At 70.5% G+C, this 22,236-nt stretch carries 20 protein-coding genes; 9 read left to right on the forward strand and 11 right to left on the reverse strand.

Features of this window, described 5'->3' with window-relative positions:
- Nucleotides 1–21: 21 nt before the first annotated feature.
- On the forward strand, nucleotides 22–2,178 hold the full coding sequence (metG, locus tag WS96_RS20355) for a methionine--tRNA ligase (protein WP_059834909.1): 2,157 nt from the start codon (nucleotides 22–24) through the stop codon (nucleotides 2,176–2,178).
- Nucleotides 2,179–2,269: 91 nt separating this feature from the next.
- Here the strand turns inward: metG and WS96_RS20360 are convergent, their stop codons facing one another.
- Both WS96_RS20360 and WS96_RS20365 read right to left on the reverse strand, forming a co-directional pair.
- A complete protein-coding gene (locus WS96_RS20360; protein ID WP_059834998.1) occupies nucleotides 2,270–6,313 on the reverse strand; it encodes a translocation/assembly module TamB domain-containing protein in 4,044 nt (1,347 codons plus the stop codon).
- Nucleotides 6,314–6,353: 40 nt separating this feature from the next.
- Nucleotides 6,354–8,168, reverse strand: coding sequence for an autotransporter assembly complex protein TamA (locus WS96_RS20365; RefSeq protein WP_059834911.1), 1,815 nt, complete (start codon nucleotides 8,166–8,168; stop codon nucleotides 6,354–6,356).
- Between the two features lie 255 nt (nucleotides 8,169–8,423).
- Between WS96_RS20365 and WS96_RS20370 the strand changes: the two genes are divergently transcribed.
- The 4 genes from WS96_RS20370 (at nucleotide 8,424) to panD (ending at nucleotide 11,019) form a co-directional block, all read left to right on the forward strand.
- The gene (locus tag WS96_RS20370) at nucleotides 8,424–8,612 is read left to right on the forward strand and encodes a DUF3460 family protein (protein WP_009692996.1); all 189 of its coding nucleotides are present in this window, start codon (nucleotides 8,424–8,426) and stop codon (nucleotides 8,610–8,612) included.
- A gap of 4 nt (nucleotides 8,613–8,616) precedes the next feature.
- The gene (locus WS96_RS20375) at nucleotides 8,617–9,489 is read left to right on the forward strand and encodes a segregation and condensation protein A (RefSeq protein WP_012329011.1); all 873 of its coding nucleotides are present in this window, start codon (nucleotides 8,617–8,619) and stop codon (nucleotides 9,487–9,489) included.
- 259 nt (nucleotides 9,490–9,748) lie between these two features.
- Entirely contained in the window at nucleotides 9,749–10,588 is an 840-nt protein-coding gene (gene panC / locus WS96_RS20380) for a pantoate--beta-alanine ligase (protein WP_059834913.1), read from the forward strand.
- Nucleotides 10,589–10,632: 44 nt separating this feature from the next.
- A complete protein-coding gene (gene panD / locus WS96_RS20385; RefSeq protein WP_059834914.1) occupies nucleotides 10,633–11,019 on the forward strand; it encodes an aspartate 1-decarboxylase in 387 nt (128 codons plus the stop codon).
- Between the two features lie 189 nt (nucleotides 11,020–11,208).
- On the opposite strand, the gene WS96_RS20390 is transcribed toward panD, so the two are convergent.
- The 4 genes from WS96_RS20390 to WS96_RS20400 all read right to left on the reverse strand — a co-directional run bounded on the left by WS96_RS20390 (nucleotide 11,209) and on the right by WS96_RS20400 (nucleotide 14,300).
- Nucleotides 11,209–11,868, reverse strand: coding sequence for a ParA family protein (locus WS96_RS20390; protein WP_059834916.1), 660 nt, complete (start codon nucleotides 11,866–11,868; stop codon nucleotides 11,209–11,211).
- Nucleotides 11,869–12,015: 147 nt separating this feature from the next.
- Nucleotides 12,016–12,429, reverse strand: a complete 414-nt coding sequence (locus tag WS96_RS20395; protein ID WP_059834918.1) for a DoxX family protein — start codon at nucleotides 12,427–12,429, stop codon at nucleotides 12,016–12,018.
- Between the two features lie 148 nt (nucleotides 12,430–12,577).
- On the reverse strand, nucleotides 12,578–12,715 hold the full coding sequence (locus WS96_RS34100; RefSeq protein ID WP_162838115.1) for a hypothetical protein: 138 nt from the start codon (nucleotides 12,713–12,715) through the stop codon (nucleotides 12,578–12,580).
- Nucleotides 12,716–12,797: 82 nt separating this feature from the next.
- Complete coding sequence (locus tag WS96_RS20400) at nucleotides 12,798–14,300, reverse strand: cobyric acid synthase (protein ID WP_059834920.1); 1,503 nt, start codon at nucleotides 14,298–14,300, stop codon at nucleotides 12,798–12,800.
- Between the two features lie 75 nt (nucleotides 14,301–14,375).
- Here WS96_RS20400 and cobU point away from each other — a divergent pair, with 75 nt between their 5' ends.
- Genes cobU through WS96_RS20420 form a run of 4 tightly spaced genes read left to right on the forward strand, consistent with a single transcriptional unit; the run spans nucleotide 14,376 to nucleotide 17,794 of the window.
- Nucleotides 14,376–14,930, forward strand: coding sequence for a bifunctional adenosylcobinamide kinase/adenosylcobinamide-phosphate guanylyltransferase (gene cobU, locus WS96_RS20405; RefSeq protein ID WP_059834922.1), 555 nt, complete (start codon nucleotides 14,376–14,378; stop codon nucleotides 14,928–14,930).
- Nucleotides 14,924–15,868 (forward strand): adenosylcobinamide-phosphate synthase CbiB, encoded by a 945-nt coding sequence (gene cbiB / locus WS96_RS20410; RefSeq protein ID WP_059834923.1) that lies wholly within the window; start codon nucleotides 14,924–14,926, stop codon nucleotides 15,866–15,868. The genes cobU and cbiB overlap by 7 nt, the downstream gene beginning before the upstream one ends.
- Nucleotides 15,861–16,880: a threonine-phosphate decarboxylase CobD gene (cobD, locus tag WS96_RS20415; protein WP_059834925.1), complete on the forward strand. Its 1,020-nt coding sequence runs from the start codon at nucleotides 15,861–15,863 to the stop codon at nucleotides 16,878–16,880. Before cbiB ends, cobD begins: the two co-directional genes overlap by 8 nt.
- Complete coding sequence (locus WS96_RS20420; protein WP_059834927.1) at nucleotides 16,877–17,794, forward strand: cobalamin-binding protein; 918 nt, start codon at nucleotides 16,877–16,879, stop codon at nucleotides 17,792–17,794. Before cobD ends, WS96_RS20420 begins: the two co-directional genes overlap by 4 nt.
- Nucleotides 17,795–17,897: 103 nt before the next feature.
- On the opposite strand, the gene cobC is transcribed toward WS96_RS20420, so the two are convergent.
- From cobC to WS96_RS20445, 5 genes are all read right to left on the reverse strand, one after another.
- Nucleotides 17,898–18,482: an alpha-ribazole phosphatase gene (gene cobC, locus WS96_RS20425; RefSeq protein WP_059834929.1), complete on the reverse strand. Its 585-nt coding sequence runs from the start codon at nucleotides 18,480–18,482 to the stop codon at nucleotides 17,898–17,900.
- Nucleotides 18,467–19,219, reverse strand: coding sequence for an adenosylcobinamide-GDP ribazoletransferase (locus WS96_RS20430; RefSeq protein WP_059834931.1), 753 nt, complete (start codon nucleotides 19,217–19,219; stop codon nucleotides 18,467–18,469). Before WS96_RS20430 ends, cobC begins: the two co-directional genes overlap by 16 nt.
- Before the next feature lie 13 nt (nucleotides 19,220–19,232).
- Nucleotides 19,233–20,288: a nicotinate-nucleotide--dimethylbenzimidazole phosphoribosyltransferase gene (gene cobT / locus WS96_RS20435; protein ID WP_059834933.1), complete on the reverse strand. Its 1,056-nt coding sequence runs from the start codon at nucleotides 20,286–20,288 to the stop codon at nucleotides 19,233–19,235.
- Between the two features lie 61 nt (nucleotides 20,289–20,349).
- Complete coding sequence (locus tag WS96_RS20440; protein ID WP_059834935.1) at nucleotides 20,350–21,168, reverse strand: ABC transporter ATP-binding protein; 819 nt, start codon at nucleotides 21,166–21,168, stop codon at nucleotides 20,350–20,352.
- Nucleotides 21,165–22,163: a FecCD family ABC transporter permease gene (locus tag WS96_RS20445; RefSeq protein ID WP_059835001.1), complete on the reverse strand. Its 999-nt coding sequence runs from the start codon at nucleotides 22,161–22,163 to the stop codon at nucleotides 21,165–21,167. The genes WS96_RS20440 and WS96_RS20445 overlap by 4 nt, the downstream gene beginning before the upstream one ends.
- Nucleotides 22,164–22,236: the final 73 nt, after the last annotated feature.

Below are 22,236 nucleotides of genomic sequence, written 5' to 3' on the forward strand. Positions count from 1 at the left end.
CGCTGTTCTTCTCCAGACCCTATGTCCGCATCCGACCTCACTTCCGTGCAGGCTGCGGCGCCGCAAGGCGGCCGCCAGATCCTCGTTACGTCCGCACTGCCCTATGCCAACGGGCAGATCCACATCGGCCACCTGGTCGAGTACATCCAGACCGACATCTGGGTGCGGGCGCTGCGAATGCATGGCCACGAGGTCTACTACATCGGCGCCGACGATACGCACGGCACGCCGATCATGCTGCGCGCGGAGCAGGAAGGCCTGACCCCGAAGCAGCTGATCGCCCGCGTGTGGACCGAGCACAAGCGCGACTTCGACAGCTTCGGCGTGTCGTTCGACAACTTCTACTCGACCGATTCGGACGAGAACCGCGTGCTGAGCGAGAAGATCTATCTCGCGCTGCAGGAAGCCGGCCTGATCGCCGAACGCGAAATCGAGCAAGCGTACGATCCGGTCAAGGAAATGTTCCTGCCGGACCGCTTCATCAAGGGCGAGTGCCCGAAGTGCCACGCGAAGGACCAGTACGGCGACAGTTGCGAAGTGTGCGGCTCGACGTACCTGCCGACCGATCTGCTGAATCCGTATTCGGTCGTGTCGGGCGCGACGCCGGTGCGCAAGACCTCGAAACACTACTTCTTCCGCCTGTCCGACCCGCGCTGCGAATCGTTCCTGCGCGAATGGGTGAGCGGCCTCGCGCAGCCCGAAGCGACCAACAAGATGCGCGAATGGCTCGGCGACGCCGGCGAAGCCAAGCTCGCCGACTGGGACATCTCGCGCGACGCGCCGTACTTCGGCTTCGAGATCCCCGGCGCGCCCGGCAAGTATTTCTACGTGTGGCTCGACGCGCCGGTCGGCTACTACGCGAGCTTCAAGAACCTGTGCGACCGCAACGGCATCGATTTCGATGCGTGGATCCGCCCGGGCTCGAAGGCCGAGCAATATCACTTCATCGGCAAGGACATCCTGTACTTCCACACGCTGTTCTGGCCGGCGATGCTCGAGTTCTCGGGCCACCGCACGCCGACCAACGTGTTCGCGCACGGCTTCCTGACGGTCGACGGCGCGAAGATGTCGAAATCGCGCGGCACGTTCATCACCGCGCGGAGCTACATCGACACGGGCCTGAACCCCGAGTGGCTGCGCTACTACTTCGCCGCGAAGCTGAACGCGACGATGGAAGACATCGACCTGAACCTCGACGACTTCCAGGCGCGCGTGAACAGCGATCTCGTCGGCAAGTACGTGAACATCGCGAGTCGCGCGGCCGGCTTCCTGATCAAGCGTTTCGACGGCCGCGTGCAGGACAGCGCGATGAATCATCCGCTCGTCGCGAAGCTGCGCGATGCGATCGCGCAGATCGCCGCGAGCTACGAAGCACGCGAATACGGCCGCGCGCTGCGCCACACGATGGAGCTCGCGGACGAAGTGAACGCGTACGTCGACGGCGCGAAGCCGTGGGATCTCGCGAAGGATCCGGCCAACGCGGTCGCGCTGCACGAAACCTGCAGCGTGAGCCTCGAGGCCTTCCGCCTGCTGTCGCTCGCGCTGAAGCCGGTGATCCCGCGCGTCGCCGAAGCGGTCGAGGCGTTCTTCGGGATCGCGCCGCTCGTGTGGGCCGATGCCGCGAAGCCGCTGTCGTCGGCGCAGCCGATCAAGGCGTACCAGCACCTGATGACGCGCGTCGATGCGAAGCAGATCGAAGCGCTGCTCGCCGCGAACCGCGATTCGCTGCAGGCTGAAGCGACGGGTGCAGCCGCCGCGAGCGCGAACGCCGCGAAGCATGCGAAGCGCGATGCCAACGCGAACGCGAAGCCGGCCGCCGCGAACGGCGCCGACGACGCGCCGATCTCGATCGACGATTTCGCGAAGATCGACCTGCGCATCGCGAAGATCGTCGCGTGCCAGGCCGTCGAAGGCTCGGACAAGCTGCTGCAGCTCACGCTCGACGTCGGCGAGGAAAAGACCCGCAACGTGTTTTCGGGCATCAAGTCCGCGTACCAGCCGGAGCAGCTCGTCGGCAAGCTGACGGTGATGGTCGCGAACCTCGCGCCGCGCAAGATGAAGTTCGGCCTGTCCGAAGGGATGGTGCTCGCCGCGTCGGCCGCCGACGAAAAGGCGGAACCGGGCCTCTACATCCTCGAGCCGCACAGCGGCGCGAAGCCCGGCATGCGCGTGAAGTAAGCCGAACGCGCTGCTGCCGGCAAAAAAAGCCCCGCACGATGTCGAATCGTGCGGGGCTTTTTCATTGCCGCCCGCTACGCCGCGCCCGCGCTCAGCGCTGCCCGAACCAGCGATCGAAACGCCGCGTGTAGTTCAGGTCGACGCCCTGGAACGTGCCGCCGTACGCGGACACCGACCAGAAGCGCGTCAGGTTGATCGTCGCCTTGAACGCGTTGCTCGCCGATTGCAGCCCCTGCTCGAAGCCGAGCACGAACCGCTCGTTGATCGCCTTCGACACCAGCACGACCTGCGGATCGGTCAGGCCGACTTCGCTGCGGCCGACCGAGACCTCGTCGAGACCGAAGGTCTGCGCGACCCGCTTGCCGGTCACGCTGCCGAGCAGCCCGAGCGCCGCCGTCATCGCCCCCTGCTGGCCGACGTTGTTGCCCTGGTCGGTGCCGTGCCCGAACAGCAGCCACGACAGCTTTTCGTTGTCCGTGACGTTCGGCTCCGACACCAGCTTGGCCGTCGGCGACTGGATCGTGCCCGTCACCTGCACGCCGGCCTCGACCTCCTGGTTGCGCCGCATCGCGAGGATGTTGACGCCCGGGTTCGACACGGGGCCGTTGAACGTGAAGAAGCCGTTCTCGACCGCGAGCTTGCGGCCGAACGTCGTGTACGTCGAGCCTTCGGTCACGCGCACGTTGCCGACCGCTCGCAGCGGCACGCCCGGTGCGCTCATCACGGTGATCGTGCCGCGCAGCCCGAGGTCGGCGCCGTGCCCCTTGAAGCGGAAGTTGTTGCCGAGACCGACGTCGATGTTCGCGCGCGGCGCCAGCGACGGCGCCGGCTTGTTTTCGACCGGCTTCGGCTTCGCGGCCGCGGTGCCGGTCGGCGTCTCGCCGCGCACCGTGCCGTCCGGCTGCACGATCACGACGTCGTCGGACAGGTGCGGCGCCGATTGCTCCGGCAGGTCGAACAGCGCGCGGTCGACCACGAACTTGCCGTCGATCGACAACGCGCCGCGCGGCCCGTCGTTCGCGACGGTGGCCTTGCCCGACAGCGACAGCTTGCGGTCCGGCGCCGCGAACAGTTCGAGCTTGTCCGCGACGATGCTGGCGGTCAGGTCGGGCGCCTCGCCGTCGAGGCGCACGCGGCCGAGCGCGCGCAGCGTGCCGTCGCCGCCGTGAAATTCGACCTGCTGGAATTCGACGAGGTTGTCCGACAGCTTCACGCGCACGATGCCGTCCTTCAGCTGCACGCCCTGGTCGATGAGCGTCGCGGAGAGCTCGTCGCCCGTCAGCGTCCCCGACAGGTTCGGTTTCACCGGCGTGCCGGAGACCGTCAGCTTCAGCGCCGCGCGTCCGCCGAGCAGATAGCTCGGCCCGAACAGGTTGCCGGTGGTCTTCAGCGCCGGGATGTCGGCATCGATGCGGCCCGACAGCGGACCGTCGTCGACGACCCCGAACACGCCGTCGCGCAGCGCGAACGGCACCGCGACGTTCGCATCGAGCGTGCCGATCCGGCTCGCCTTCGCGAGCGCCGTCACGTTGAGGCGGTTGCCGGGCGCGAAGCTCGCGCGTGCGGACAGATCGGTCAGGCCGAGCGACGCGATGCCGCGCCCGGTCTCGATCGTCACGTCGCCGCCGCGGCGCTTCACCTGCACGTAACCCGTCGCGTTCGCGCCGAGCGAGAAATCCCAGTCGGCATCGAGCACGACGTCGGTGCGCACCGGCGGCCGCTGCCCCGTCAGTTCCTGGCGGACTTCGAGGAAACGCGCGACCGACGCGCCGCTCACCGAACCGGCCGAACGCATCTGGCCGCGATCGAACACGAACGACTTCAGGTCGATCGCCGCGCCTTCGAGCGTGAGCCGCGTCGCGCCGAGCGTCACGCGGCCGGCGCCGGCCGATATCGTCAGCGGCGCCTGCAGCGCGAGCGCCGGCGTGCCGCGATTCGCGAGACGCGTGACGGTGCCGTCCCAGCGCATGCCGTCGCGATTCTCGACCACGCCGCCGTTCGCCGCGAGTGTCAGGTCGATCACGCGGCCGCCGGCCGCTCCGAGCGCCGACGCGTCCAACGTGTGCTTCGCGCGCGTGCCGTCGAGGTTCGCGCGCAACGACTTCAGCTTGAACGAGCCGAGCGCGATGTCGGCCGCGTCGGCCGTGAACACGAGTGCGCCGTGCGCGCCGTCGCGGATGTCCGCGCGGCCCTGTGCGGTGCCGATCCGGTTCGACCCGACGACGACGTGCTCGGCCTTGTAGGTGGCCATCACGTTCGGATGCGCGAAGCTGCCGGTCAGGTCGCCCTGCGCCTGCACGAGCCCTTCGACGCCGAAGCCGAGCCGGTCGAGCTGCGGCGCGTCGACGACGAAGCGCAGCCGGTCGCCGGGCGCGCCGAAGCTGCCGCGCAGGTCGACGTGGTTGCCGGCGATCGACAGGGTCGCGTTGCTCGGCAGGATCCGCGAGCCGGCGAGCTGCACGACGCCGGCGCCGGTCAGCGGCACGCCGTCGTACAGGCTGTCGGCGAGCTTGAAGGTCGCCTTCGTCGAGACCTGCGGCGCGAACGCGCCCGACGCGGTCAACGTGCCCGACACGCGCGTCTCGCCGCGCTTGGCCGGCACCCTGGCGGCCTTCGCTGGCGCCTTGCCGCCGCCCGCCTTCGGTGCGCTCGTCGCGGCGAGCAGCAGCGGATCGAACGCGGTGAGCGTCGCCTTCGCGTCGTAGCTCGAATGCGCGTCGTGGCGGAATACGCCGGTCAGGTCGATGCGCCCCTTGGCCGCAGTCACGCGCGCGTCGGTCAGCACGGTCTGCTTCTGCGTCAGCGCGACCTTGGCGCGCGCGCCGAGCGCGAGCTTCGGGTCGTTCAGGTCGAAATCGACGGTCGTCGCGTCGCCCGCGAGCGTGACGCCGAGCGGGCCGCCGAGGCGCATCGGCCGCAGCTCGGCGACGAACGCGTTCAGGTCGAGGTTCGCGACCTTCAGGTCGAAGCGGCCCTTGCCGCCCGCGAGCGTGCCGCCGCCCGTCACGCTGCCGTCGCGGATCAGCTTCAGCGCGAGGCCGTCGATCCGTTGCGCGTGCGCGTCGAGATGCACGTTCGCATGCGCGTCGATCAGCGGCAGTAGATGGTCGCCGAGCGTGCCCGGCTTCGCGTTGACGATCGACACCGGGCCCGTCACCGCGAACCCCTTCGCCGACGCCGAACCTGCCGGCGCGGTCACCGGCGCGAGTTCCGCGCGCACCGCGAGATCGGCCGCCGGCGCGCCGGGCGAAAGCGCTTGCGGGTTCACGTGATCGAACGCGAGCGTCGCGCGCGTGAGCGGCACGGCGCCGAACGGCGCGGCCTCGACGTGCGCGCGCCCGTTCAGCTTCATCCCGCTCGCATCGACCTCGGCGACGAGCGCCTCGAGCGAGCCCGACACGCGGGCCCGCGCGTCGACCGCTTCGTCGGACAGCTTGCCTGCATAGGTGGCTTCGCCCGTCAGCGCGAACGGCTTCACGCCGTCGAGCTTCGCACGCGCGGTCAGCGCGCCGTACGGCGTGTCGACGCCGTCGAGCACGAGTTCATGGTGACGGCCGTCGCTGCGGCCGTTCAGCGCGAGATGGTCGAGCTGCGTCGTCGAACCGCCTTCGTGAATGGCGAGGCGGTCGACGCGCAGGTCGTCGATCCGCACCTGCAGCGGCAGGCTCAGGTCCTGCGGCATCGTACTCGGCGTCGACGGCCCCGGCGCGATCCGCACGTCGATCGTGCCGGCGCGCAGATATGCGACGGACAGTCGCCACGGCGCACGCGTCAGCGCCCAGCGGCCGTCGAGGCGGTCGATGCGCACCTCGGTGCCGGTGCCGTCGGGGCTGGTCCACGCGAACCCGCGCAGGCGCACGCCGGTCGCGAGCGAGCCCCCTTCGAGCGTGCCCGCGAGCCGCGTGCCGAGCACCTTGCCGGCCGCCTGCCACGCGAGCCGCGTCCCGCGCTCGGTCGTCACCGCGCCCAGCACGAGCCCCGCCGCCAGCACGACGAGCAGCACGACCGTCGCGAGCGTCCACGCGACGACACGCCACGCGCGGCCGCGGCGCGGCGCGCGCGGCGGCGTGTCGGGCGCGCCGTCGGGCGAATCCGGATCGTGAGGCGGCGGCGTGTCGTTCGGGTCCTTCGTCATGCGGTTCGTCGTGCGGGTCGTCGTCAATAGGGCGACAGGTTCAGAAAGCGATGCCGAGCGTCAGGTACGGGCGCACGCTGTGATTGCGCAACCCGTACGCGACGTCGACGTTGATCGGGCCGACCGGGCTGCGCCAGCGCGCACCGACGCCCACGCCCGGGTAAAACACGCGCTCGCCCCACGCATCGGTCGCGGTGCCGATGTCGAAGAACGTCGCGGCGCCCCAGTCGCGGTTGAACCAGTGCTGGTACTCGGCCGTGCCCGTCATCAGATACTTGGTCGGCAGAACGGAGCCGTCGACGCTGTTGCCGATGCTCTGGTAACCGTAGCCGCGCACCGAATTCGAGCCGCCGGCGCGGAACAGCAGCGACGCCGGCACGCCGGTCGAGCTGCCGCTCGTAAACACGCCGCCGAGCTCCGCGCGGAACACGAACAGGTCGCGCTTGCCGATCGGCAGGTACTGCTGCCCGCGCGCGTAGCCGCGGATGAAGGTTTCGTCGGCCAGCACGTGCTTGACCGCAAAGCCCGCCTCCGCGTGAATCAGGTTGCCCGAACGCGGAAACAGCGGATCGTCGACGTTGCGGCGGGTCCACGCCCATTGCGGCACGAGCGCGCGGCTCGTGGTCGGCCCCGCGCCGTTCTGGTCGAGCCGGTCCTGGTAATACATCAGCGAATACGAATAGTCGATGAACTGGCCGGTGCGCGTGCGCTGCACGCCGACCCGCGCGCTGTAGATACGCGTGTCGGACACGTTGGTGTTCGTGTACGACGCGAGCACGCTGTTGGTCCAGCCCTTCTCGCCCGGCGGCATCGACAGCTGGACCTGCCCGTACTGCTGGATCTGGTCGAGCCGGCCCGACACGGTCAGCGGCCACGCGGCGCCGAAGGTGTCGAGATACGTATAGGAGCCTTGCACGTGCGGCCCGGTATCGGTGGCGAAGCCGACGCCGCCGCGGATGTTGTTGTACGGGAACTCGCTGACCTTCACGTGCACGGGCGTGCGCTCGGGCTTCGACGTATCGTCGCCGACGTCGATCGCGACGCTCGCGTAGTACGGCGTGTTCTGCAACTGCCGCTGCAATTCGTTGATCCGCCGCACGTCGTAGATCTCGCCTTCCGACAGCGGATTGACGTTCGTGACGATCTTTTCCGGATAACGGCGCACGCCGTCGACGTCGACCTTGCCGATCGTGAACGTCGGGCCGCTGTCGAACGTGACCGCGAGCGTCGCGCGCTGCGTGCGCGGATCGATGCGCGCCTCGGACGACGCGATCTTCGCGCCGAGATAGCGGCGCGCCTGCAACTGCCGGAGCGCCGCCCCCTTCGCGTCGTCCCAGTCGGACTGCGTGAACGGGTCGCCCGGCTTCATCGAGAACGCGAAACGGGTGGCCGTCTCCTGCGCCGGATCCTCGGTTTCGACGGGCCCCTTGAACGCCAGGTCGACCGTCGACACGACGGTCTGCTTGCCCGGATCGACCGCGATGCGCACGTCGCGCTTGCCGTCGCGGGTGCGCACGTCGGTACGCACGACCGGCGAGAAATAGCCGGCCGTCGCGGCCAGGTCGCGCACCTGCTGCGGCGTGGCGGTCACGAGGAAGTCGAACTGGTCGTCGCTGATGTCGTCGCGCTTGGCGAAGCGGGCGATATCGAGATGGGTCTTGAGGAGCTTGCGGATCGAGCGCGGCGCGTCGATGTCGACGTCGTACTTCGCGTGGGCCGGCAGCGCGAAGCACGCGGCCAGGCAACCCGCGAGGGCCGCCCGCGCGACGCGGGCCGCGGCGCCGGCGCGATCGCGTGCCGCGCGCGGGCCCGCGTCATGTGCCGTGTGTGCTTGCTGGTTCGACTGCCCCGCCAAATATGACCTCGCCGTCCTGGATCGTTACGGTTTCGTGGAAAACCCTGTATTTGACCACAGGGCGCGGGCGTCGCAGCCAAACGATTGTGAAAGAGTGCCAGCGCCCGACAGGGCCGCCGCCCAATGGCCGTCGGCCCGCCGGCACCGCCCGCGGTTTCGACGCGCGATTGGCGCCGGCTGTTCCCCGCGATGCGGTAAAATCCCGCCATCGCGAATCCGGCGCATCGTGCGCCGCCCGAAACGGAAGATCCAGCCATGCCGTACCAGTCCGACGTCACGCAGTTCCTGAACCAGCTCAAGCAGCAGAAGCCGACGCTCGAGGAAGAGCAACGCAAGGGCCGTTCCCTGTTGTGGGACAAGCAGCCGATCGATCTCGACGAGCGCGCCGAGCAGCAGGAATCGCGCGTGAAGCAAACGCCGTACGTCTACTACCAGAACTTCTGACGACGTGAGCGCCGCCGACGAGGCCAGCGCCGCCCGGCAGGACGACGCGATCGCCGCGCCCGCGGGCGCCGATTCGACGCCCGACACGGTCGACGGTGTCGCGGCCTTCGCTCGCCTGTACGGCGAGCCGCTCTTCAAGCTGCCGCAGGATCTCTACATCCCGCCCGACGCGCTCGAGGTGTTCCTCGAGACGTTCGAAGGCCCGCTCGACCTGCTGCTGTACCTGATCCGCAAGCAGAACTTCAACGTGCTCGACATCCCGATGGCGCAGGTCACCGCGCAGTATCTGGGCTACGTCGACCAGATCCGCACGTCGAATCTCGAGCTGGCGGCCGAATACCTGCTGATGGCCGCGATGCTGATCGAAATCAAGTCGCGGATGCTGCTGCCGGTCAAGAAGGCCGACACCGGCGAGGAAGCCGAGGATCCGCGCGCCGAACTCGTGCGCCGGCTGCTCGAGTACGAGCAGATGAAGCTCGCCGCGCAGCGGCTCGACCAGTTGCCGCAGCTCGGCCGCGATTTCCTGCGCGCCGAGGTGTATATCGAGCAAAGCGTCACGCCACGCTTTCCCGACGTGAATTCGGACGATCTGCGCGCCGCGTGGGCCGACGTGCTCAAGCGCGCGAAGCTCGTCCAGCATCACAAGATCTCCCGCGAGGAGCTGTCGGTGCGCGAACACATGAGCCTGATCCTGCGCCGGCTGCAAAATGCACGCTTCATGGAGTTCGCCGACCTATTCGACACGTCGCGCGGCGTGCCGGTCGTCGTCGTGAACTTCATCGCGATGCTCGAACTCGCGCGCGAATCGCTGCTCGAGATCACGCAGGCCGAGCCGTTCGCGCCGATCTACGTGCGCCTCGCGTACCTGCCCGCGTAAGGGCCGCCCCCGCCGCTTCCCGTTCCCGGTTCGTCCCGACGCTCGTCGCTGCGCCGCGGCGAGTGGCCATCCGGCGGGTGTCCGGCACGCCCCGATAAAAAGTGAACGATCGTTCTTTTATCGGTGCGTGCCGCGGCCAAATCCTCTACAATCCGCCGACGCCCGATGCGCCGCCCGCGCGCCGGCGTTCTCCGCTTCGACCCCGACGCCGCTGCCGCGGCGTCAACGCGCGCCTGCGCGAGGAACCCGTTACCCGATCATGAAAGTCATCAGCTCGATCCAGGAACTGCGCGACCAGCTGCGCGGACAGAACCGCACGGCGTTCGTGCCGACGATGGGCAACCTGCACGAAGGGCACCTGTCGCTGATGCGCCTCGCGCGTCAGCACGGCGACCCGGTCGTGGCGAGCATCTTCGTCAACCGGCTGCAATTCGGCCCGAACGAGGATTTCGACAAGTATCCGCGCACGCTCCAGGACGATATCGAGAAGCTGCAGCAGGAAAACGTGTACGTGCTGTTCGCGCCGACCGAGCGCGACATGTACCCCGAGCCGCAGGAATACCGCGTGTTGCCGCCGGACGATCTCGGCGGGATTCTCGAAGGCGAATTCCGTCCGGGCTTCTTCGCCGGCGTGTGCACGGTGGTCACGAAGCTGATGTCCTGCGTGCAGCCGCGCGTCGCCGTGTTCGGCAAGAAGGACTACCAGCAGTTGATGATCGTGCGCCGGATGTGCCAGCAGCTCGCGCTGCCGGTCGACATCGTCGCGGCCGAAACCGTGCGCGACGAGGACGGCCTCGCACTGTCGTCGCGCAACCGCTACCTGACGGCCGACGAGCGCAAGGAAGCGCCCGAACTGGCGAAAACGCTGCAGCGCGTGCGCGACAGCGTGCTCGGCGGCGAACGCGACCTCGGCAAGCTCGAGCGGCACGCGCACACGCACCTGGCCGAACGCGGCTGGGTGCCCGACTACATCGCGATCCGCCGCCGCGCGAACCTGATCGCACCGAGCGCCGCCGAACTCGAAGCCGGCGAGCCGCTCGTCGTGCTCGCGGCCGCGAAGCTCGGCGCGACGCGCCTCATCGACAACCTGGAAATCTGACGGGCGCCCGCCCGCGCCTCTCACGACGCCTCACCGGAGACACCATGCAGCGCCACATGCTCAAATCGAAGATCCACCGTGCGGCGGTCACGCACTGCGAACTGCACTACGAAGGTTCGTGCGCGATCGACGAAGACCTGCTCGACGCGGCGGGCCTGATCGAAAACGAACGGATCGACATCTGGAACATCAACAACGGCGAGCGCTTCTCGACGTACGCGATCAAGGGCGAGCGCGGCAGCGGGATGATCTCGCTGAACGGCTCGGCCGCGCGCCGCGCGCAGCTCGGCGACCTCGTGATCATCGCGGCGTTCGCGATGGTCGACGAAGCCGAACTGCAGGCCGGCTGGAAGCCGAAGCTCGTGTTCATCGACGAAGGCAACAAGATCAAGGGCCACCGGGACCACGTGCCGACGCAGAGCTGGAGCTGATCCGCGCGGCCGCCGGTGTGTCGTGACACGCCGGGTGTCGCCGCGATGCGGCGGGCGCCCGGCGGCCAACACCGAGCCGCCACATACGGACGGAGGGCCTGATTCGGCGCGATGCCGGATCGGGCCCTTTGTCCTTTTGACGGAATCCGGCGCGCTCGTCGTCTGCGGCACGGCCCGCGCGCGAGCGGGTCAGGACGCTTTCGCGGCCTTCTCGGCCTTCGGCATGCGGCGCTCGGCCCATTCGACGATCGGCCGCCACTGTTCGAGATCCTTCTCGACGCGGCTTTTCGCGACGTCCCACAGCGTCAGGCCGTGCGCGGCGATCTGCACGTAGTTCTGCGTGTCGCGCACGTAGCCGAGCACCGGCAGGCCGAGCCCTTCGACGAACCGGTGCAGTTGATCGGACGAGCGCGTGCGCGCATCGACCCGCATCCCGACGATCCCGACCTCGACGCCGCCCTTGCGCACGGCCTTCTCGCCGGCGAGGCGCTCCAGAAACTGCTGGGTCGCGAGAATATCGAACATCGACGGCTGCAGCGGCACGATGACCTTGTCGGCCAGTTGCAGCGCGACGTTGAGCCGCGTGCCGTGCAGGCCGGCCGGCGTATCGATCACCGCATATTCGAGGCCGCGCGGCGGCTTCGACGGCGCGTCCGGATCGAGATCCCACACCTCGATCGTCGGCAAGCCGGCCGGCCGCAGGTCGAGCCACGCATGCGCGGACTGCTGCCGGTCCAGGTCGGCCAGCGCGACCCACGCGCCCTGCGCCGCGAAATAGCCGGCTAGATTGGTGGACAGCGTGCTCTTCCCCACGCCGCCCTTCGGATTCGCCACCACGATGACCGTCATGAATTCCCCCGATAAAGCCGCGCGGCGCCGGCCGCATGGCAGGCGCCGCTCGATTGCGGATACAGGGAGCGATGATATCGGCAAACGGGGTGTCACCGGAACCGGTCGCGGCGACCCGCGGGCCGCTTTCGTGCGCGCTCGTTCACATTACGCGCGCCCGGCCGCGGCCCCCGCCGCGCCGATCGCGAACGCGCCGCCGCCCAGCAGGGCCTGCACGGCCAGCGTGACGGCCCAGAACGCCGGATATTCCCAGCCGCCGTGCGGCGACGAGAAGCTCCAGCCGTTCGGCAGATGCGCGGCGAGCGCGCCGAGCATGAACGGCAGCAGCACCAGCGCCGCGATGCGCACGCGGAATCCCGCGAGCAGCGCCAGCCCGCCCGCCAGTTCGACGAACGTGGTCAGGTACGCAAGCCAGCCCGGCAAGCCGATCGACGCGAAGAACTGCGCGGTGCCGGGCAGCGTGAAGACGAATACTTTCTGCGCGACGTGCGCGAGGTACAGCACGCCGAGGGCGACGCGCAGCAGCGTCGCGGCGAAATCGTTCAGGCGGTTGGCGTTCATGACGGCTTCCTTCGGGAGTGGATGGGAATGGATCGCACTCTATTCGAATCGATTCGGCCGATAAACACGCCATGCCGCTTAAATTGATTCCAGACAGGAACGAATTGACGCAAAAAAAAGGGCATGCCCGATCATGCCCTCCATCCGCTCAGTAACCGCTCTTGCCCTGCGTTGCGTCGCCGCCGGACTGGCCGCCGCCCGGCGCATACGAATCGCACGCATGCGCCGCCGCCGACGCGCCCAGCAGCGCCGCAAGCAGCACGCTCCACCACCATCGAGCCCTCATCGTCGCCCTCCTTCGGGCGGACCTCCGCCCTCCTTCGTTGTACGCGATCGGGCGGAAAAAGCGAGGGCGGACCGGCCCGCCGTCACCGAAACTCGGCGTACAGCGCGTCGAGGTCGAGATGCGCGGCGAACGTGTCGGCCAGCCGCTCGAGCGAAGCCTCGCGCAGCGCCGGGTAGTCGATGCGCGCCGCCCCATCGAGCCCCGCCCACGCGAGCAGCGCCGCGCACGCGTCGGGCGCGTCGAACAGCCCGTGCACGTAGGTCGCGAGGATCTGGCCGTCGGCCGACATCGCGCCGTCGGGACGCACGCCATCCTGCGCGGCATCGGCGGCCAGCGTCAGCGCGGGCGTCGCGAGCGCCGGCCCGCGCGTGTCGCCCATGTGGATCTCGTAACCGCGCACGGCCGCCTCGCCCGGCAGCGCGAGTTGTCCGGTCACGTTCTTCAGCGTCTTGTCGGGTTGCAGCGCCGTGTCGAAATCGAGCAGCCCGAACCCCGGCACGCTGCCGGGCGCGCCTTCGAGGCCGAGCGGATCATCGAGCGTGCGGCCGAGCATCTGCATGCCGCCGCAGATGCCGATCACCTTGCCGCCGTAGCGCAGATGACGCCGGATCAGCGCTTCCCAGCCCGTGTCGCGCAGCCACGCGAGGTCGCGCTGCACACTCTTCGAACCGGGCAGGATCAGCAGGTCGGCGTCGGGCACGGGGCCGCTCTTCCAGTACGTGAATTCGACCTGCGGATGCGCGCGCAGCGGGTCGAAATCGGTGTGGTTGCTGATGCGCGGCAGCGCGGGCACGACGACGCGCAACACGCCGCCATCGCCGCGTGCGGCGGCGCTGCGCGCCTGCGCGGGCAGCATGTCCTCCGCGTCGAGCAGCAGCCCGTGCAGGTACGGCAGCACGCCGAACACCGGCTTGCCCGTCCGGGCGCGCAGCCAGTCGAGCCCGGGTTCGAGCAGCGCGAGGTCGCCGCGAAAGCGGTTGATCACGAAGCCGCGCACGCGCGCGCGCTCGCTGTCCGACAGGCAGGCGAGCGTGCCGACCAGATGCGCGAACACGCCGCCGCGATCGATGTCGGCGACGAGCACGACCGGGCAGTCGACGCGCTCGGCAAACCCCATGTTCGCGATGTCGCCGTCGCGCAGGTTGATCTCGGCCGGGCTGCCGGCGCCTTCGACGATCACCGTGTCGTACCCGGCGCGCAGGCGCGCATACGATTCGAGTACCGCATCGAACGCGACCGGCTTGTAGTCGTGGTACGCCCGCGCGTCGAGGTTCGTGCGCGCCTTGCCGTGAATGATCACCTGCGCGCCGCGGTCGCTCGTCGGCTTCAGCAGGACCGGATTGAAATCCGTATGCGGCGCGACGCCGGCGGCCAGCGCCTGCAACGCCTGCGCGCGGCCGATCTCGCCGCCGTCGACCGTCACCGCGCTGTTGAGGGCCATGTTCTGCGGCTTGAACGGCGCCACGCGTGCGCCGCCGCGGCGCGCGAGGCGGCACAGGCCCGCGACGAGCGTGCTCTTGCCCGCGTCGGACGTCGTGCCCTGGATCATCAGCGTGCCGCGCGGCCGCGGCTCGGGTGCATTCATCGTGTAAAAGATCGTCGCGAAGCAAAGGCGGCATTATCGCCCGCGGCGGGTCGCGCGCGCCGTTACAATCACGCGATGATTCCGCACGACCTCACCTTCGTCCTCGGCGGCGCGCGCTCGGGCAAGAGCGCGCATGCCGAGCGGCTCGCCGCCGACAGCGGCCGCCCCGTCACCTACATCGCGACCGCGACCGCCGCCGATGCCGAATTCGCGCAGCGCATCGCGCATCATCGCGCGCGCCGGCCGGCCGCCTGGGGGTTCGCCGACGCGCCCGTCGATCTCGCGGGCACGCTCGCGCGGCTCGACGATCCGCACGCGTGCCTGCTCGTCGACTGCCTGACGCTGTGGCTCACGAACCTGCTGTGCCCCGCAGAAGGCGACCCGCTCGACGACGCGCAGTACGCGACGCACGTCGAGCGGCTCGAGCACGCGTTGCGCGGCGCGCGCGCGAAGGTGATCGTCGTCAGCAACGAGATCGGGCTCGGCGTCGTGCCGCTCGGGTCGGTCACGCGCCGCTACGTCGATGAGCTCGGGCGCCTGAACCAACGCGTCGCCGCGCTCGCGACGCGCGTCACGCTGCTGGTTGCCGGGCTGCCGCTCAATCTCAAGGCGGGCGCGCAGCCATGCTGATGCTGTCGCTGCCCGTCGTCGCGATGCTCGCGGTCGCGGCCGCGATCGTCGACCGCACAATCGGCGAGCCGGCCGGCTGGCATCCGCTCGTCGCGTTCGGCCGCGTCGCCGCGCGCATCGAAGCCGCGCTGAACACGGGCCGGCGCGGCCGCGTGGTCGGCGCCGCCGCATGGCTCGCGGCGGTCGTGCCGCCGGTGGCCGTCGCGGCCTGGCTCGTCTGCGCGCTGCCGTGGCCGTTCGCGGCTGCGCTGCACGTCACGCTGCTGTGGTTCGCGCTCGGCGCGAAGAGCCTCGCCGACCACGTCGCGCCGATCGCCGCCGCGCTGCTGCGGCGCGACCTCGACGCGGCGCGCACGCTGACCGCACGCATCGTGTCGCGCGACACCGGCAGCGCGGACGAAGGCGCGCTGTCGCGCGCGGCCGTCGAATCGGCGCTCGAGAACGGCAACGACGCGATCTTCGGCGCGCTCTTCTGGTTCGTCGTCGCGGGCGGTCCCGGCGCGTTGCTGTTCCGGCTCGCGAACACGCTCGACGCGATGTGGGGCTATCGCACGCCGCGCTTCCTGACCTTCGGCTGGGCCGCCGCACGCATCGACGACGCGCTGAACTGGATGCCCGCACGCCTCACCGCCGCGAGCTACGCGCTGCTCGGCGACACGGCCGCCGCATGGCGCTGCTGGCGCACGCAGGCGCGCCACTGGGACAGCCCGAACGCGGGCCCCGTGATGGCCGCGGGCGCCGGCAGCCTGAACGTGCAGCTCGGCGGCCCGGCCGTCTATCACGGCGAGATCGAGGATCGCCCGGCGCTCGGCACCGGCGCCACGGCAACTGCCGTCCACATCGTCGCCGCGCTGTCGCTCGTCACGCGCACGCTCGCCCTGTGGCTCGCGCTGCTGGTCGCGAGCGGCGCACTCGTCATGGCCACCCATCATGTCTGATTCATCCATCGCGCACGGCGGCAACCTGCATGAAGCCGCCCGCCGCCACGGCATTCCGTACGACGCGTGGCTCGACCTGTCGACCGGCATCAATCCGGCGGGCTTCCCGGTGCCGCCCGTCCCGGCCGACGCATGGCGCCGGCTGCCCGACGACGGCGACGGCCTCGCGGCCTGCGCCGCGCAGTACTACCACGCGCCCGATGCCGCGCACGTGCTGCCGGTCGCCGGCAGCCAGGCCGCGATCCGCGCGTTGCCCGGCTTGCTGCCGGCCGGCGACGCCGGCGTCGCGGCGCTCGCGTACGGCGAATATGCGCCCGCGTTCGCGCGCCACGGCCATCGTGTCGTCGCGCTGGACATCCGCGCCGATACGCTGCCCGCGACGCTGCGCCACGTCATCGTCGGGAATCCGAACAATCCGACCGCCGAGTTCGTGCCGACCGGGCGCCTGCTCGGCTGGCATGCGCAACTGGCGGCACGCGGCGGAACGCTGATCGTCGACGAAGCGTTCGCCGATACGGGCGCCACGCCATCGCTCGCGCCGCAGGTCGATCGTGCGGGCCTCGTCGTGCTGCGCTCGGTCGGCAAGTTCTTCGGGCTCGCCGGGATCCGCGCGGGCTTCGTGCTCGCGTGCCCCGACCGCATCGTCGCGTTGCGCGACCGGCTCGGCGCGTGGACGGTCAGCGGCCCCGCACGCCACGCGGTCGCCGCGGCATTCGCCGATCGCGCGTGGCAAGCGGCCGCCCGCGAGCGGCTCGCGGCCGACGGCGAACGACTGGCCGCGCTGCTGCGCGCGCACGGCTTCGCGGTTCGCGCGACGCCGCTCTTCAGTTGGACCGACGACCCGCGGGCCGCGGCGCTGCATGCGGCGCTCGCGACGCGCGGGATCTGGACGCGGCACTTCCCGAGCCCGTCGAGCGTGCGCGTCGGCCTGCCGGGCAGCGAAGCCGAATGGCGGCGCCTCGGCGATGCGCTCGCGCATTGCGTGCCGTTGCTGCGGCGAGTCTCGGCATGAGGCCGCGCCCGTTCCGCCGGCTCGCGCCCGCCGCGCTGCTCGCGGCGCTCGCTCATGCGCCGCTCGTCCACGCCGATGTCGCGACGCGCGACGACGCCGGCAACACGGTCACGCTGCCCGCGCCCGCGCAGCGCGTGATCAGCCTCGCGCCGCACGCGACCGAGCTCGTCTACGCGGCCGGCGGCGGCGCGAAGCTCGTCGGCACCGTCACGTACAGCGACTATCCGGCCGCCGCGCAAGCGGTGCCGCGCGTCGGCGACAACAAGGCGCTCGATCTCGAACGCATCGCCGCGCTGAAGCCCGACCTGATCGTCGTCTGGCGGCACGGCAACGCCGAGCGGCAGACCGATGCGCTGCGCGCGCTGCACATCCCGCTGTTCTTCAGCGAACCGAAGCATCTCGACGACGTGTCGTCGTCGCTGCGCCGGCTCGGCACGCTGCTCGGCACGCAACCGACCGCCGATGCCGCCGCCGCTGCGTTCACGCGGGACCTCGCGGCGCTACGCGCCCGCTACGCGGCACGCCCGCCCGTCACGCTGTTCTTCCAGGTGTGGGACCGCCCGCTGACGACGCTCAACGGCACGCACCTGATCGACGAAGTATTCGAACTGTGCGGCGGCCGCAACGTATTCGCGTCGCTCAAGCCGCTCGCGCCGACCGTGACCGATGAGGCCGTGCTCGCGGCGAATCCGGAAGCGATCGTGACGACGAGCGCGGGGGCGACCCGTTCGACCGAACCGCTGCCGAGCCTCGCGCGGTGGCGTTCGTGGCCCGCGCTGACGGCCGTCGCGCGCCACAACCTGTTCGCGATCGACGGCGATCTGCTGACGCGGCCGTCGCCGCGGATCGTGCAGGGCGCGGCCGCGCTGTGCGAGGACCTGGATGCCGCGCGTGCGCGGCGGCCGGCGCGCTGATTGCCGGCGGCTGGCGCATTGGTCGCGCACCGACGCCGGATGCGTGCGGCACCCGAGGCAAATCGATCGTGCGGGCGTCGTTCGCCTGCCGACGCACGTGCGCCTATGCGTCCCAGTGCACGACTTCCCATGCTTGCGCGTCGTCGTTCGTGCGCAGCCAGACGACCCCGCCCGTCGGCACGGGCCGCGACAGCAGCGTGTCGAGCGGCACGCGCAGCACATGCGACGCGAACGCGCGGATCACGCCCGCATGCGTGACGACCCATTGCGCGCCGTCGCGCGCCGCAATCGTATCGGCCTGCCGCGCGACCCGCGCGACGAATCGCGCCACGCTTTCTCCGCCGTGCGCGCATGCATGCATCAGGTCGGCCGCCCACGCATCGAGGGCCGCGCGGTCGATATCGTCCCAGCGCTGCATTTCCCATGCGCCGAAATCCATTTCCTGCCAGTCGGCATCGCACCGCAGCGGCACGTCGAATGCCCGCGCGAGCCGTTCGGCAATCGACGCGCAACGTGCGAGCGGGCTCGTCCAGACCCGTTCGGGTGACGGCGCGCCGAGTGCCGACAGATGCGCGCGCACGGCCTGCGCGCCGCCGTCGGCCGATTCGGCGAGCGGTACGTCGCTACGCCCGTAGCAGATGCCCGGCTCGATGCCGACGGCCGGATGACGGATCAGGACGACGTCCATCCGAGCACCACGAGATAGATCGACAGTTCGCCCAGTTGCTGCGCGAAACCGAGACAGTCGCCCGTATAGCCGCCGATCCGCTTCACGAAATAGCGCGCGAGCCACGCACGCACGAGCACGAGCACCACGCACGCGGCGACGCCCATGCGCCAGTCCGGCCAGAACAGCCACGGCATCCCGAACGCCGCCGCGATGCACGCCGCGCGTGCGCCCATGCGTTGCGCAACCGGCTTCGCCTTGCCTTCGGGCCGCACGTAGTCGAGCGACATCAGCAGGCTCACGGCCATCGCGCGGCTCGCCGCATGTGCGGCGATCATCGTCCATGCGGCGCGCAACGGCAGCATCGACGTCAGCGCCTGCCATTTCAGCCCGAGCGCGATCACGAGCGCGACCGCGCCGAACGTGCCGATCCGCGAATCGTGCATGATGCGCAGCACGTCGTCGCGCGTGTAACCGCCGCCGAACGCATCGCAACTGTCGGCCAGGCCGTCTTCGTGGAATGCGCCGGTCGCGAGCAGCGTCGCGGCCATCGACAGCCCGACCGCGATCGACACGGGCAGCGCGCGCAGTGCGACGAGATAGACCAGCGCGCCCCATGCGCCCACGCACGCGCCGACGAGCGGGAAATAACGCGCGGCCTGGTCGAGATCGCCGGCCGCATAGCCGATCGAGCGCGGCACGGGCACGCGCGTGAAATAGCCGAGCGCGACGAAGAAGTAGCGCAGTTCGGCCCGCATGCCGCGCGCACGCTCAGGCGTCACGATCGTCGACGCCGGCGGACTCGAAGCTCGCCATCTCGGCGAGGAACGCGGCTGCCGCGCGCACGAGCGGCAGCGCGAGCGCGGCGCCCGTGCCTTCGCCGAGCCGCAGGTCGAGCGCGAGCAGCGGCTTCGCGCCGAAATGCTCAAGCATGCGCCGGTGGCCGGCCTCGTGCGACGTATGCGAGAACACGCAGTAGTCGCGCACGCCGGGCGCGATGCGCTCGGCGACGAGCAGCGCGGCGGTCGCGATGAAGCCGTCGACGAGGATCGTCATCCGCTCGCTCGCGGCCGCGAGGTACGCGCCCGTCATCATCGCGATCTCGAAGCCGCCGAACGTCGCGAGCACGTCGAGCGGCGCGATCGCGTGCGCGTGCTTGACGAGCGCGCGGCCGAGCACCGCGCGCTTGTGCGCGAGGCCCTGATCGTCGAGCCCCGTGCCGCGACCGACGCATGCATCGATCGGCACGTCGAGCAGGCGGCTCATCAGGCACGCGGCCGACGACGTGTTCGCAATTCCCATCTCGCCGAAGCCGATCGCGTTCGTGCCGAGCGACGCGTGCAGACGCACGCGCGCCGCGCCGGCGGCCAGCGCCGTCATCGCTTCTTCGCGCGTCATCGCCGGTTCCGTCGCGAAGTTGCGCGTACCGCGCGCGACCGGCAGCGACACCAGCCGCTCCGACGGCGGCAGCGGCGACGCGACGCCCGCGTCGACGATCTCGAGCGTGCTCTGCGCGACGCCCGAGAACGCGTTGATCGCCGCACCGCCGGCCAGGAAGTTCGCGACCATCTGCGCGGTCACCGCTTGCGGATAAGGACTGACGCCTTCGGCCGCGATGCCGTGGTCGCCCGCGAACACGATCGTCACGGGACGCTGCACGACCGGCCGCTCGGTGCGCTGGATCAACCCGATCTGCAGCGCGAGCGCCTCGAGCTGGCCGAGGCTGCCGGGCGGCTTGGTCTTGTGGTCGATCACATGTTGCAGGCGCGTGCGCAGCGCGTCGTCGAGCGGCGCGATCGCGGGCGGGAAACAGGTCGGAGTCGTCATCGGGGAGCCGTGTCGTGGGCGCGGCAGGCGCCGCGCATCGGAAAAATCGGAACGGAAAGGGTCATTGTCGCGCAGGCCATGCCGGCAGCAGCGCATCGCGGCCGTTCTCGCGGATCAGCACGAGCGGATAGCCGAACGCATCGCTCGCGCGCTCGGGCGTCAGCACGTCGTGCACGGGGCCGGCCCACGCATGGCCGCGGCCGTCGAGCAACAGCGCATGCGTCGCGAAACGCCGCGCGAGGTTCAGGTCGTGACACGAAAACATCACCGTGCGCGGGCCTGCCGCGAGCCACGCGGCCAACGCGGTCAGGCAGTCGATCTGGTGATGCAGGTCGAGATGCGCGAGCGGCTCGTCGAGCAGCATCAGCGGCGCATCCTGGCACAGCGTCGCGGCCAGCGCGACCCGCTGCCGCTCGCCGCCCGACAGCGACATCACGTCGCGCGACGCGAGCGCGGTCAGGTCGAACGTCGCGAGCGCATCGCGCGCGGCCGTGCGGTCGCCGTCGCGCTCCCAGCCCCAGCCGCCGAGATACGGAAAGCGGTTCAGCAGCACCGTGTCGAACACGGTCGCGCTGAACGCATCGTGCAATTGCTGCGGCATCAGCGCGCGGCGCTGCGCGAGTTGCCCGGGACGCCACGCGGCAAGCGGCCGGCCGTCGATCTCGACGTGTCCGCCGGCCGGCGGCTGCAATCCCGCGAGCGTGGCGAGCAGCGTCGTCTTGCCCGCGCCGTTCGGTCCGGCGACGCACCAGATCTCGCCGGGGCGGAACGCCTGCGTGAAGCGCTCGAGCAGCGTGCGCGCGCCGGCCTTCAGCGTCAGCTCGACGGCCCTGTAGCGCATGTCGCCGGCAGCGGCGTGCGGTGCGGCGGCGCCCGTCATCGCATCGGTCTCCTCAGCAACATCCACAGGAACACCGGCACGCCGATCAATGCGGTCATCGCGCCCACCGGCAATTGCGCGGGCGCGATCGCGGTGCGCGCCAGCAGGTCGGCCGCCATCACGCCGCCGCCGCCCGCAAGCATCGCGGCCGGCAGCAGCATCCGCTGGTCGTTGCCGAACGCGAGCCGCAACCCATGCGGCACGACGAGCCCGACGAAGCCGATCGTACCGGCCGTCGTCACGGCGGCCGCGGCGGCCAGCGACGCGACGAGATAGATCCGCACGCGCAGGCGTGCGACCGGCACGCCGAGCGCGAGCGCGGTCGCGTCGCCGCGCAGCAGCACGTTCAGTTGCGGCGCGGCCGGCAGCGCGACGCATGCGCTCAGCAACAGCGCGCCCCACGCGAACCACGGCGCCGTCGCGCCGTTCAGGTCGCCCGTCAGCCAGAAGATGATGCCGCGCAGCCGCGCGTCGGGCGCGAGCGACAGCAACAACGTGACGAGCGCGCCCCACCCCGCCGCGATCACGACGCCCGTGAGCAGCAGCCGCGGCGAGGCGTCGCGCGATTCGCCGCGCCACAGCTCGCGCCTCGCGAGCCCGAGCACGAGCGCGACCGAGACGAGCGAACCGGCGAACGCCGACGCGTCGACGAGCCACCACGCGCCGCCCGCGATCATCGCGACGAGCGCGAAGCCGGCCGCGCCGCCGGACACGCCCAGCACGTACGGCTCCGCGAGCGGATTGCGCAGCAGTACCTGCAACAGCGCGCCGGCCAGCGCGAGCAGCGCGCCGCACGCGAAACCCGCGAGCGCGCGCGGCAGGCGCAGCGTCCGGACGATATCGGCGAACAGGGTATCGCCGCCGTGCGGCACGAGCGACGCGAGCGCCTGCCACGGCGACATCGGCACGCTGCCGATCGACAGCGACGCGACGAACAGCAGCGCGACCACGGCGGCCAGCGCGGCCCAGATCGCGGCGGCGCGCGCGGCGCTCATGCCGCGCCCGGCCGCGCGCACGACGCGCGGCACATCCGCTTGCGGGAGCCGGCCGGGCGCGACAGCGGCGCGT

This window comes from Burkholderia sp. MSMB1835, from assembly GCF_001526365.1.
Lineage (GTDB): Bacteria > Pseudomonadota > Gammaproteobacteria > Burkholderiales > Burkholderiaceae > Burkholderia.